The 12,789-nt window shown below is 63.1% G+C and carries 9 protein-coding genes; 2 read left to right on the forward strand and 7 right to left on the reverse strand.

The window, feature by feature from the left end:
* Nucleotides 1-267: 267 nt before the first annotated feature.
* Both RQ865_RS04995 and eccCa read right to left on the reverse strand, forming a co-directional pair.
* Nucleotides 268-936, reverse strand: a complete 669-nt coding sequence (locus RQ865_RS04995) for an alpha/beta hydrolase (protein WP_311478018.1) — start codon at nucleotides 934-936, stop codon at nucleotides 268-270.
* Between the two features lie 28 nt (nucleotides 937-964).
* On the reverse strand, nucleotides 965-4,990 hold the full coding sequence (eccCa, locus tag RQ865_RS05000) for a type VII secretion protein EccCa (protein WP_311478019.1): 4,026 nt from the start codon (nucleotides 4,988-4,990) through the stop codon (nucleotides 965-967).
* A gap of 143 nt (nucleotides 4,991-5,133) precedes the next feature.
* On the opposite strand from eccCa, the gene RQ865_RS05005 reads away from it, so the two are divergent.
* Together RQ865_RS05005 and RQ865_RS05010 are read left to right on the forward strand one after the other, a co-directional pair.
* Nucleotides 5,134-6,441 carry a hypothetical protein gene (locus RQ865_RS05005; RefSeq protein WP_311478020.1) on the forward strand — a complete coding sequence of 436 codons (1,308 nt, stop codon included), beginning with the start codon at nucleotides 5,134-5,136 and terminating at the stop codon, nucleotides 6,439-6,441.
* 57 nt (nucleotides 6,442-6,498) lie between these two features.
* A complete protein-coding gene (locus RQ865_RS05010) occupies nucleotides 6,499-8,112 on the forward strand; it encodes an FHA domain-containing protein (RefSeq protein ID WP_311478021.1) in 1,614 nt (537 codons plus the stop codon).
* Between the two features lie 89 nt (nucleotides 8,113-8,201).
* On the opposite strand, the gene RQ865_RS05015 is transcribed toward RQ865_RS05010, so the two are convergent.
* The 5 genes from RQ865_RS05015 to RQ865_RS05035 form a co-directional block, all read right to left on the reverse strand.
* Nucleotides 8,202-8,492, reverse strand: coding sequence for a WXG100 family type VII secretion target (locus RQ865_RS05015; RefSeq protein WP_311478022.1), 291 nt, complete (start codon nucleotides 8,490-8,492; stop codon nucleotides 8,202-8,204).
* A 33-nt stretch (nucleotides 8,493-8,525) separates the two neighbouring features.
* The gene (locus RQ865_RS05020; RefSeq protein WP_311478023.1) at nucleotides 8,526-8,849 is read right to left on the reverse strand and encodes a WXG100 family type VII secretion target; all 324 of its coding nucleotides are present in this window, start codon (nucleotides 8,847-8,849) and stop codon (nucleotides 8,526-8,528) included.
* A 149-nt stretch (nucleotides 8,850-8,998) separates the two neighbouring features.
* Nucleotides 8,999-10,591, reverse strand: coding sequence for a S8 family serine peptidase (locus tag RQ865_RS05025; protein WP_311478024.1), 1,593 nt, complete (start codon nucleotides 10,589-10,591; stop codon nucleotides 8,999-9,001).
* Nucleotides 10,588-12,087, reverse strand: a complete 1,500-nt coding sequence (locus RQ865_RS05030; RefSeq protein WP_311478025.1) for a hypothetical protein — start codon at nucleotides 12,085-12,087, stop codon at nucleotides 10,588-10,590. The genes RQ865_RS05025 and RQ865_RS05030 overlap by 4 nt, the downstream gene beginning before the upstream one ends.
* Nucleotides 12,088-12,133: 46 nt before the next feature.
* The gene (locus RQ865_RS05035; RefSeq protein ID WP_311478026.1) at nucleotides 12,134-12,733 is read right to left on the reverse strand and encodes a hypothetical protein; all 600 of its coding nucleotides are present in this window, start codon (nucleotides 12,731-12,733) and stop codon (nucleotides 12,134-12,136) included.
* Nucleotides 12,734-12,789: the final 56 nt, after the last annotated feature.

A 12,789-nucleotide genomic window follows, 5' to 3' on the forward strand; every position in this document is an offset into this window, starting at 1 on the left:
GATCAGGTCTGCTGCTGCCAGATCAATCGGCCCACTACGGCATTGCATCCGGTAGTTATCGCTCCGACAGGGGCGGGCTCCACTTCGCCCCGCGCTTTTGTCTGCTGCAACTCAAGCGTGTCGATTTCGAGGCTGGTCACTCAACCGCTCGATTTCGAGCCAATCGATGATTACTACATGCAGTAGTAGATTACGGTGCGGATGCATCAGGGTCAACGACAAGATGTCGAGCTAACAGCAAACTGTCAGAAACGAAACCATCCGCCACTAGACAGCATCGAGCGTTTCGAGCCACTCGGTCACGATCTTCGCGAACTGCGCCGGATGCGTGCGGTTCCAATCGTGGCCGGCGTCGGGAACCACCCGCATCGTAGCGTTCGGCAGCAGTTCGGCAACCCGGCCACTGAACCGGTGATTCAGCCGGTCACGCTCACCAACGAGCACCAGCACCGGCACTTCAATGCGGGTGAGTTCAGCGCTCTGGTCGCTATTGGCCAGATGCTGCAACACATCCAGCAGATCTTGTTTGTTTAGCCCGATGCCACCGTGCGCAATCGACCCGGCTTCCAGCTGCTTTGCCGGCATCATCCGCAGCAGCGCTCGTTGCACGTTCATCAGCGCCTTCGGAGGCTTCGCCACCGGAGCCGATAGCACCAGGCCACGCACCAGACCCGGCTCACGGCTTGCGAGTCTGATCGCGACCTTCGCACCCAGTGAAAGCCCCACAACCACTGCCGAATCTTCGGTGCGGTCAGCAAGTTCGGCGGCAACCCAATCGGCGGCTCGGTCGAGCGTGAATGGCACATGCGCCGGCGCCGAAATCGATGGCATACTCGCGGCGTTCGCATCCACCCATTCGGGTAGCTGTGCAATGACCGGCAGCCACGATTCGGGCCCCTGCCCCATGCCGTGGATGAACTCAACTGGCAGGTTCATGCGGTCGATCCTTTCGGGGGTCATGGCGTCACTCTTCGGCCAGCTGCGGTTCCATATACCCAACCTGAATCAGCTGTCGGCCGTGGGCTCGTGAGATCAGCTGGCCACGACCGGCGGGCCCTGGCTGGAACTTAATCTTGCCGATGACCGGACCTTCCTCGGGGCTACCGGGCAGCAGCAGCGAGGTCGAACCGAGGTCGATGAGCGCTCGAATCGCCGGATCGAACAGCGCCCGCGAAACACCACCCGAACGTCGGGTGATGAACAGGTGCAGCCCGACATCTCGCGCCTGCGGCAATAGTTCAACAATCGGTGCCAACGGATTACCCTGCGAAGTATTCACCAGGTCAAGATCGTCGACCATGATGTAGAACTCCGGCCCCTGCCACCACGAACGGTCGCGCAGCTGCTGCGGTGTCACATCCTTGCCCGGCAGCCGTTGCTTGAGCAACCCGGCAATTTCAGCCATCGCGGCTGTGGTCACCTGGTGGTTCGTGTAGTAGCCCGCCAGGTACACATCCGGGATCTCTTGCAGCATACTGCGGCGGAAGTCGACCAGGAAGAACTGCGCCTCGGGCGGCCGGTTCAGGCGCATCACCTCGTGCGCGATCAACCGCAGCACGCCCGTCTTACCCTTCTGCGAGTCACCGAAAACGAATAGATGCGGTGAGACTGCCGGGTCGAAACCAATCGGTTCGAGGCGCGCCTCGTCGATACCGAGCAACACACCGCCGGCGACCTCTGGTTTCGCTGCAGAACGCACCTGCTCGAGCGGCAGCATTTCGGGCAGCATCTTGAGCTTGGGGCCCGGGGCACCCTGCCATGCCGAACCGATCGCGTTCCAGGCATGGGCCACACCATCAGCGATAGTGTCGGCCTCATTTTTGCCGTCGATACGCGGCAGGCCGGCCAACACGTGATGCTCAGAGGTCGATAAACCACGCCCCGGTGTTCCCTCGGGCACCAGTGCCGCCTTCTTCGCGTTGATGGTTGAGTCGCGCACTTCACCGAGGCGCAGCTCAAACACCGAACCGAATGCGCCCTGCAGCGCCTGCCGCATATCGGCCTGTCGGGCTGTGGCAACAACCAGGTGCACACCCAGCGCCAGTGCCCGGCCAGCAAGGTCTTGAATGGTGCGGTCAAGATCGACGAAGTCGGCCTTCATGTTGTTCCAGCCATCAATTACCAGGAACACATCGCCATAACCGTCGTCGTAGCGCCCGGCTTCGCGGCCCCGCCGATAGGTGCCGATCGAGTCGATACCGTGCTCGCGGAAATAGGCTTCCCGGTCGGCCATGATTGCCGTGATCTCGGCAATAATTCGTGCCACCACGTCTGGCCGATCACGGCTTCCCACCGCGGCCACGTGCGAAGCATTGCGGAACCCGGTAAAAGTTCCGCCACCAAAGTCGAGGATGTAGAACTGCGCCTCGCGCGGCGTGTTCACCAGCGACAGCGCCATCACCAGTGTTCGCAGCACCGTCGACTTACCCGATTGCGCGCCACCGTAAATCACGACGTTACCGGCACCACCGGTGAGTTCGAGCACCATATGCTCGCGTCGCTGTTCGCGTGGCACATCCTTAATGCCGATGGGAACGGTGAGTCGCCCCTTCGCCCGCCAGCTCGGCGAGTGCAGCCCGTACTCACGGTTAATAGCGAGGTCGCCAAAGAGCTGGTCGAGGGTGTCAGGCAGATCAAGCGGCGGCAGCCACACCTGGTGCGCCTTCGGTTCCATCGGAAGCAGCTTGGCGATCGCAATATCGGCAATCGACATGCCTTCCCAGCGTTCGTCGCCAGCTTTCACCACGGTCTCGGGCTCGACTGGTGCAACAGTTGCCGGGTCGGGTTTGCGTTCTAGCACCGGCGCTGCGGTAAACGGCAGGATGCGTGCTGCACTCGAGCGCTTCGGTGCGGTTTTCGCCGCCTCAGCCTTACGTGGTTTCGGTGGCGCACCCACATAGGATGCACGGAACTGCGTCATTCCTTCACCGGCGGTCTTCAAGAAACCGACACCCGGCACGGCCGGCAGCTCGTATGCATCCGGAGTTCCGATCACCGCCCGCGAGTCTTGTGCAGAGAAAGTGCGCAGACCCACCCGGTACGACAGGTGTGATTCCAGGCCCCGCAGCTTCGACTCTTCCAATCGCTGCGTGGCCAGCAGCAGGTGAATCTCAAGCGAACGCCCGAGGCGACCAATCGCCACAAAAGTGTCGATGAAGCCTGGTTTCGCGCTCAGCAGCTCAGAGAACTCATCCAGGATGATGAACAGCGCCGGCATCGGCGGATAGTTGTGCTTCCCCTCGCGTCGCGCCTGCTCGTATTCGCGCACGTTCGGATAGTTACCCGCCGCGCGCAACATCTCCTGCCGGCGCACCATCTCGCCGTGCAGGGCCTCTTCCATACGGTCGACCAGCGAGAGCTCGCTTTCGAGGTTCGTAATCGTGGCCGACACGTGCGGCATCTCGGCCATACCGGCAAACGTCGCTCCACCCTTGAAGTCGACCAGCACAAAGTTGAGCTGTTCGGGGCTGTGGGTGAGTGCCATTGCGGCGACGATGGTGCGCAACACCTCCGACTTACCCGAGCCGGTGGCACCGATGAGCAGACCGTGCGGGCCCATACCCTGCTGCGCGTTTTCTTTAATGTCGAGCTTCACGGGCACGCCCTCGGGCGTCACACCGAATGGCACGTTGAGACGGTCACGTCCCTGCCGCATCACGATGTCGACCTTCGGGTCGAAGTCGCGGATATCACCCAGATGCAGCAGCTCGAGCAGGTCACGCTGGCGAGTGGGGTCGCTGGTGCCGCGCGGAGTGGCCGACTCGGCCAACTCGTCGGCACCATCCCCGCCGTAGCGAGCCAATCGGCGCGCCACCGTCAACGCCAACGCGCGCGACATGGCATCGGCGGTGAGCGTGTTTGTGCCGTCTGCCAGCGTGGCAACCGTCAGTTCACGGGTGCCGTCGGTGCGCGGGGTCACCACCAGGCGCAGGGTCGTGTAGTCGTCAAGCTTGCCCCACTCTTCAAGCAGCTCAAGCACACAAATGCCCTGGCGAAGCAGCGCATCTCGCTCGTGAATCGACAGCTGCACACCGTCAACAATGATGATCACCTGCGGCAGCGCCACATCTGGCGAACCACCGGGCAACATCCGCGCGCGTTCAAGAATGTCGGGCGGCAACAGATCAAGCACTTCGGCGAACGAACCGCCCATCATGCGCATCCCGCCGAGCGCATCGGTTTGTTGACTGCGAATATGCGGCAGCCACTTCAGCCAGTCCCACTCTTGCAGACCGTCTTCGTCAGCGATCAACGCCACCTGCAGCAGTTCGGGGCTCACCAGGGTGGCGAGTGAGGTGACCATCGATCGCGCCAAGTCACGAGCGTGCTCGCGTCGACCAGCCACCTCAATGCGACCGTAGTTGGCGACGCTCAACCCCACCGGTAGATCGTCGATGTTTTCAAAGGTCGATACGAAGCGCGTCACCGCCGAAAGACACACCGGGTCGGCGGTCGACAGCGGCGCCAGTTCTGGCTCACGCAAATCGAGCACGAGGCGCTGCGTCGAGGTGCCGATGCGAGCGGCAAACGTATTGAGATCGGGATCGCTTCGCTCCCAGAGCCGCTCGCGCTGCTGCACGATCATCGGCAGTGCCTCGGGTTCGGGCAGATTCCAGGTGGCGAAGGCCCGCTGGTCGACCACCGCGCGCCGCACATCCTTACGCAAATCGCCCAGATAGGCGAGGTACTCGCGCCGCTGATTGGTGACTTTCGTGCGGTGTTGCGTGACCTGGCGCGCGACGGTGAACGCCACCATCGCGATCATCAACACCACCATCGTGCCACCCATCAGCAGCATGCGCGGGTTGGCATTGGCCGAGAAGGCCATGAACACCATGATGCCCATCGAACCGAACATCGGCACCACCATCGCCATGATGTTGCCCGGGCCGGCTCCTTCGACGACATCGGGCGGTGGCTGTATCGCAATAGTTCCCTTCGGGAGCCTTGGCCGCTCGACATTGCCTGATCGTGGAGTCGGCACTCGCACCCCCGGAGTTGACGTTAAGTTGGCCTGATCGCCGCTTTGCTGCCTTAGACTATAGCCCGTCAAGACAGTGAGCTGATTGTGTCAGCCGTAACACGCAAGCCGCTGTCCGTTCGATTCCTCCGGGCCGAAACGAGGTGCAGGACGTGCCCGATAGCCAGACCACCGCGACGCTCTACCGGGGCGACCAGGTGCTCGATATCGCAGTTCCCGCGCGCTCGACAGTCGCAGGTGTGCTCGCGCAGGTGAGCACCGCATCCGACCCGGTGGATGCGTTCGATGAGCTTGGCCGCAAGCTCGCCGAGTCGGAAGTGTTTGGCGCCACCATCCCGGCCGGCTCAACGATCTTCTTGCGAAGCAGGCACGAAGCCACGTCAGCCGAACGCACCAGTGCTGTGAAAGCGGCCGCGCAGGTTGAACAGCGAATTTCGCTTGCGCCACTAGCCGCGATCTGCATCCTGACGGCGCTCAGCCCAATCATCAGCCTCTTGATGGCGAGCAATTGGCCGCTGCGGTTCACACTCGCCGCGATACTCGCCGTGGCGGCAGTGTCGCTACTGTGGCGGCTGCCGACGCAGCCGATCTGGCATGGCTTGACTGCGCCGGTCGTGGCCGCAGCCTGTGGTGCCGTGCTGGTGCCGCATCCCGCGATTGCCGCCGGCTGGTCGTACGCGCTCGCATTTACCTGGGCTGGCGTGCTCGCGGCAGTGCTGGTGCCGACGCTACACCGACACGAACACTATGAGTCGGCGATCCGGCTCTGGGTGATTCCCGCCGCTGGGCTGTCGATTATCAGCATCGTACAAACCAACAACGCCATCGCCGCCCCGCTCGGTGTTGCCGCTGCCGTGGCAATGCTGGGTCTTGCGCCGTCACTTTCGGTGCGGGTGCCTGATGAACAGCTCGTCGATATGCCCGCGGTGATGAGCACCGCCCCCTCAGTTCACGCGCCCGAGACGCGTCCCCCGGCCCGCATTACTCCTGCCCGCGTGCGCCACACCCTGCGTCTGGCGAGTGGTCTTTATACCGTCGCAATCAGCACGGCCTGTATTGTGCTCGTTGCCTCGGCGCCGGGAGTGATGGCCGTTGTCGGTCAACCCACTATCGAGGGCTGGGCGGCGCTCGCGCTGATCTGTATAGCTTTCGCTCACTTCCTGCTGCAACCGCGTGATTCACGCACCGCTTTTGCACGCTGGACACCGCGCCTGGTCGTGGTGGTGCTGCTGTGTGGTTTTCTCGCCATGCGCCCGCCGGGTGACGATCTGGTGTGGATTGGTGGTGCCGCTGCGGGCGCCGCGGGTTGCTGCGCCGTGGGTATTTGGATTCGGCATGGCATGTATGCGCCACTAATCACCCGTATGGCGGATGTGTTTGAACGCGTGGCACTCGGGCTGGCGATTCCGGCGGCCATCGTCACTTCCGGCCTGTTTAGCGCGGTTCGATCGGCGGTATAATGCCCGCCAGCGTGCGCGCGCTTCGCGCTTTAAACCCAAATGAGAGGACCATTTACCGTGGCAACACCCCCTGCTGACGCGCTCGCAACCACCGAGTCGCCAGGGTCTCGCTCGGGCCGAGTGCCGTGGCTGGGGCTGCTGCTTGACCTCGCTATTGTTGGCGCAGCTGCGGGGGTTTGCTGGTGGCTGAGCCATAAGTCGTCGCTACTGACCATCATTGTCTGCGCGCAATTGCTGCTGGTGTGGTGCTTCGTTTGGCGCATTACCGGGGCGACCCCGGGTATCTGGATCTTGACTTCGGTGTTCGGGGTTGGCTCAGAACACCGCGCCGACACCGAGCCAGCAAACCTCGACGTGCAGCGAGCCATTGAGGATCACGGTTTTGGCACGCAGCAATCGACACAGCTCTGGCACGAAACGGGTGCTGCGCAATCGGCTCCTGAAGAAACCTGGGCTGGGCCTCCGGCAACCACCGGGATGCAAGTGGATGCTCAGCCAGCTGCCGGCACGGTTACCGACCCGGGTGTGCCCGGTCACGTCGGTGCGGCAGGCGGAACCAGTATCGGTGTTCGCGCTGGTTTCATCGGCCCGGGAATCGCCAGCCCCGCGCCGTCTGCGACCGCGGCTCCCGCTCCACCATCGCTGCCGCAGCTGCCACAGCTACCGGAGCCGCCGCAGTCGCAGCAGCCGCAGCAGCCGCATCCGGGGTCGCCACAGCCCGTGCCGGCGGTACCGCCGGCGCCACACCCGGCAGTGCCCAGCCCTGCGGTTTCGAATCAGTCGATCCCCAGCTCGGCGGTCCCGAGCTTTGCAGCCCCCAAGCCAGCTAACTCCAATCCAGCGATTCCAGGCTTCACACCGCCACCGGTGGCGCCCGCCGCCCCAGCTAGCGCCTCGGCTGAGTCTGGCCCCGCGGCACCACCCGGGGCGGCTCCCGCTGAGATTCCCGCTGAGGCTCCCAATCATCCGGGCCTGCAGACGCCACGTCCTGCCTCCAGGCAGGTAAGCCCTGTGCCACCCAGGCCCACTGCACCTAGTTCACCTGCAGGCGCCCCAGCTACGCCGGCACCCGCCGATCCGCCAGTCGCCGATGCTCAGTCTGAGCCTGCGAGTTCTGCAGCTGTGCCATCCCCTACAGCTGCGGCGACGCCTCCTATCGCGCCGGATACGCCGCCGTCCGATGCGGCGTCCCAGGCGGCTACTACAGCTCCCAAACCCTCTGCGCCCGCGCCACTTTCGCGCCGAGCAGCACGTGCCCTACCTGTCCGTGACCGGTTGCCAGACCTGTTTCAGCAGGTGGCATCCGAACTCGAGTCAATCGACGAGACTCAGGTTGCCGAAGAGGCTGCGGTACCCACTGCCCCGACCGAATTGTTGCTCCCAGACGGCCAACACGAGCAGCTCGCTGGCAGGATGCTCGTGGGCCGCAAGCCCGTGGCTGAGCATGGCGAGAAGGTAGTGACGATCGTGGATGAGCGTCGGTCGATCTCCCGCACACACTTCGCAATTGAGGTGATGGAGCGCGCGGTGCTTGTCACCGATCTTGGCTCGGCGAACGGCACCCGCCTAGTGCGCGACGGACACGAGCTCGCGCTCAGTGCTGATTCGCCCGTGGCTTTGCTTCCCGGTGACGAGATTCACATCGGCCGGTTCAGGTTGCGGCTGCGCTAGCTGCAGCGGCGGCACGCACGTATCTGCAACCCTTACACACAAAAAGACCCTGGCTTACCACCAGGGTCTTTTCGCTGCGTCAGAACTGACTAGCCACCGAAGCGGGCTGCGCCGCTGCGGTCGGTCTGGTTGAAGTTCGAAGCCGATTCACCAAGGAGGCCCTTGATCTGCTGGAGCACCTGGCTCATGTCGGTGAGGGCCGAGTTCCAGTTCGCCTTGGCGACCTGGTACGAGTTGGCTGCTTCACCAGTCCACTGCTCAACGAGCGGCTTGAGCTGGTTCTCCATGTCGTCGAGCTGGTTCGAGATGTTGCGCGAACCGGCGTCGATGTCGTTCTGTGCGTTGGCAACTACGCCATAGTCAACACGAATGTCAGTCATGATTATTCTCCGTTTTCGATTCGTTCCCGCCGACTAGGCGCCGTAGGTGAAGTTGATGTTCGAGGTTTCGATGTTGAGCGAAGCGGCGCGCTCTTCATCGGTGGTGTCGAAGTCTGCCTGAGTGCCGCGGAGGTCTGACTCGAAGTTGTCGAGAGCCGAAACGAGGCGGTTGGCGTCTTCGTCCCAGCGCGTCATGAGCTGACGGAACTGGGTGGCGGTACGACCATCGAAAGCACCCACCGAGATTGCCTCGATCTGGCCGCGGAGGTTCGAAATGGTCTGGGTCAGCTCGTTACGCGACGTGCTGACGATCTGGGCACCACGATCAATGGCACCAGCTTCTGCGTTAACAGTCATGATTCACCTCTGTGTATTGGTTCGCAGACGTGTGCCTGCTTCGTGCGGATTGCGTGTGCAGTATACGGGCTTCGAGTAATTTTACAATTTACTTTTCCGTTACTTTTGGGGGTCGCCTCTGATCAGGGCTTTCTCATCAAAAGCGAAGACTAGCTGGGTGGTTGTGATCGCTGCTGTTCACCCGGAAACTGGTTCGGGTAGCCGTTCGAATAACCGCCCGGAGGGCCGTTCGTTGAGCCCGGGGGTGCCTGATAACCATGCGGTTGACCACCGGGCGGGAACATTCCCTGCGGTGGCGCCACGTGCGCGGGCTGCTTTTTCTTGCGGCTCGCGACAATCACCACCACCACCACCACAATCACCACCACCGCGATAACCACGAACGCGGCGATAATACCGATCACGATGACGGGAAAAGAACCCAACGGCCGCGACTGCGAAGTTGCAGAATCTCCCGCTGCGTCGGTTCGTTCCGATTCACCCGGTGCTGGTGCACCCCACGAGTCAGCCTCGGGCGCTGCGCCGAGCCAGCCCTCATCCTTGGCTTCCTGAGGGAGCCACTTCACAACTTCGGGATTGATACCCGCATCCACCCGATAGTTGCTCGGATATCCCAAGGTTTCGTCGAGGAGGAAGCCCTCGCAGACATCGCGAACCGCGAGCCATTCGGGGTCGGCGTTGATCGAGTCGGGGTAGAGCAGCGGCTCATCCGGATATTGCGAGGGGTCGTTCTGGATGAACTTAACCGGGTCGATGCCGCCGTATCCGAGTTCGTCTGAAACAGCGCCACCGCCTGTCGCGGTTGCGGTGAGTGATCGGATGAGCTGGTTGTAGGTGGCGTCGGGCCACTGCTGACGTCCAAGGGCGAGAGTGCCAGCAACAATGGGCGCCGAGAAACTCGTACCCGCGCCGTTTGTCGATAGCTTTCCATCGCTGCCACGCAGCACGAGCCCCTCGCCGGGTGCTCCCACGGTGACTTCGGTACCTGCCGAAGCCCAATCGGTTGCCTTGTTGCCCTGCTTGGTGGCGGTAACGGCCACCACGCCCGGCAGCCCGGCCGATTCAGCCTCTACCATCTTGCGGTTACCGGCACCGGTCACCAGTGCCCTGTCTTGCATCTGCCAGTAGGCGTTATCGTAGTTACCCGGTTGGATGGGGCCCACCACCGAGATCGACAGGATGTCGGCACCGTGCCGCTCGGCATCCGCCATGCGTCCTGCGCTGAGCACCTTTGCCGGATCGCACTCGCTGGGCCACTTTGAAGAGCTCGGTCTGAGCACAAACGGGGTCTCCATTACCAGTAGCTTTGCGCGCGGCGCTACGCCCTGGATGCGATCAGGGCCGCCCTGGCCGACGATCATGGCGGCCACATTGGTGCCGTGGTTGACTGAGCCTTCGTAGTCGACGCCATCGAGGTTGGTCAATTTTTCTTGCTTGGCAATGTCGCGCAGCGGTGCGCATTCATCGGGCATTGGCACGAACTCGATATCCGCTCCCTGCAGGTCGGGCGAATCGAGGTCGACGCCACTTTCGGCAACAGCGACCGTCACTCCTGAACCGTCATGGCCCTGTTCAAGAAGCTGCGCATAGCCGAGCTCGGTATTGAACCATGCGGTTGACTCTGCAGCCGCTGCGGTGTGCGCAAGCGGTGGCAATAGGCTGCCACTCAACGCCACGAGGGCGGCGGCCGCAGTCTTCTGCCAGCGACGTGCAACTCCCCCCACTCGGTTGGTTACAGTCACCAGCGGTCACCTTCTGGAGCCGCGACCTCAATCACGCGGTCGGTTACCGCACCGGCGTCACCGGCAGCTCCAACGTCGACCTGCGCCGGCGCGTCATAAAACTCAACACCCGAGGCCCCATAGTTGCTGCGGCGCCGCGTGTCACGCTTATCACGGCCTTTGGCGCCACCGGTGGCGCCGGCAGCACCGGCCATGGGAACCATGCCCATGCCACCGCGACCAGCACCGGCACCGGCTGCTCCGGCCGCACCAACCCCGCGACCGGCACCCGCGCCTGCAGCAGCACTGCTACTGGCACCAGCACCTGCACCGCTACCAGCACTCATGCCACCTGCACCGGCACCCACGCCGCCTACACCGCGGACACCACCGCCAGCGCCCATACCGCGACCGCCGGGGGCATTCACGCTACGGCTCGCGCCAGCGCCGGAAGCACCTGCGCCACCACCAAATCCAGCTCCGCGGCCGCCGCGCGCAGCAGCGCCCGCCGCAGCACCACCGGCCATTCCACCGGCTGCCGGAATCATGCCCATTCCGCCGGCTCGGGGAGCCATGCCACCAGCGGCTGCGGCCGGCACCCCGGCTGCCGGCATCATTGGCAGTGCAGCGTTGGGCACCAGTGCCGCGCCCCCACGGCCACCGAGGGCCGCAGCGCCGAGACCGAGCGCGCCAGCTCCGGCGCCGGCGCCGGCGAGCAGCGTGCCGCCGGCTACCTGACGGCGCATTTCTTGCTCGGCGAGATCACGAATCACCGGGTCGCGCGGGGCAGCACCGTCACGCGGGTCGAGGGGCAGCGAGTAGCCGTTGTCGAGTGGCCCGTCCTGGCTCATTTCGCCGGGACGGTACACCTTGATGGGCCATTCGGATGCGGGGGGCACCTTCGTCGAGGGAGAGTACACCATGGGCTGGCCGCTGGGAACCCCGCTGCGATCGGTGAAATACGGCGAGGATGACGCATCGTAGGGACCGTCCAGCAGGAGTTTCTCACGAAGCACTTCGGGGATCTCAAGAGAGCTACGGTCCATGCCGGAGCGCAGTCTCCGCAGTGCCTCTTGAGCTTGGCGCTCACGCTCTTCTTCGCGGCGTGCACGCAGACCCTCGAGGAAGCTCGAGCCACTGGTGATGCCGGTCTCTGGAGACCACACCACCGGCAACTTGCCGTAGGCATACTCCCAGAAGTTCACTCCGCCGCTGGGCAGGTTCTGGTACTCGCTCTGAGCGGTCTCCATGTGCGCCTGTAGCTCGTCGGTAATCGAGCTCCCCTGCAGCGCGGTTTCTTGCAGCATGTCGATGTAATTGCTGAGCTTGTCGAAGCTTGAGCGGATGGCAACATCGGTGTTGCCGCCAAACATCGAATCGAGCTGCATGATGCCCTGCAGTTTGCGAGCACTCGAGTCGAGTTGAGCGGCCGCAGCAGTCAGTTCGACTGAGTCGAAGGTGAAGGCTCCGAGGTTCGCCTGCATCACCTTGCTGAGTCGGTCAACGTAGTAGCCCACGGTTTAGTCCTTAGTGTCCTCTTGCAAAAATTTCACTCACGGCTGGCTAGTTACCAGCTGAGGCGCTGGTGTCAGCCTGCACCTGCTGCTTGTGGTATTCGTCAATGGCGGAATACTGCGGGTTCTCGCGCTGCAGCACCTCACGCACCTGGGCCCGTTCAGCGTCGGTAGAACCGGGCAACAAACTTGCCAGAACCTCATCGTTACTGAACACCGACGACCGAATGAATTGCGGCATGAAACGTAACTTTTCGATGAGCTGCTGCCGCTGCCGGTACGGGTCGAACGACTGCTCGTATTGCCTCAGGCCCGTGCGTTCATCGAGCTGCGCGAACTGGTCGGCCATTTGCTGCTGGGCAGCCTCGTCAAGCGCTTGAAACTCTTCGTGGGTCTGCGTGAGCAGCTGCGCGTAGCGCTCGGCAACCTCGGCCGCCTCGCGCATCCGGTCGGCGAGCGTAGCCATGAACTTTTGGCTGCGAACCTGTGCCGTACTCGTTTCTGAAAGGTCGGTCCACTTAGATTCGTCTTGGCGGGCCGAGGCCTCGTTCACTTTCGACGCGGTCTCGTTGGTCACCTCGCCGCTTGAGGTGACCAGATGCTCGGCAGTCGATACTGCCTCCGGAGTTACCTCAACGTTCTCTGTCACTGCGTCCTCCCCGCTACCGCCCGTTTGATCACCGACAAGGGGCAGTGTACCCCGAG

This window comes from uncultured Gulosibacter sp., assembly GCF_963509965.1.
In the GTDB taxonomy this organism is placed as follows: Bacteria; Actinomycetota; Actinomycetes; order Actinomycetales; family Microbacteriaceae; genus Gulosibacter.

Excerpts from the sequence above, each read along its gene's own strand:
- RQ865_RS05020 (WP_311478023.1), bottom strand. The coding sequence starts at position 8,849 with ATGACTGTTAACGCAGAAGCTGGTGCCATTGATCGTGGTGCCCAGATC.
- RQ865_RS05015 (WP_311478022.1), bottom strand. The coding sequence starts at position 8,492 with ATGACTGACATTCGTGTTGACTATGGCGTAGTTGCCAACGCACAGAAC.
- RQ865_RS04995 (WP_311478018.1), bottom strand. The coding sequence starts at position 936 with ATGAACCTGCCAGTTGAGTTCATCCACGGCATGGGGCAGGGGCCCGAA.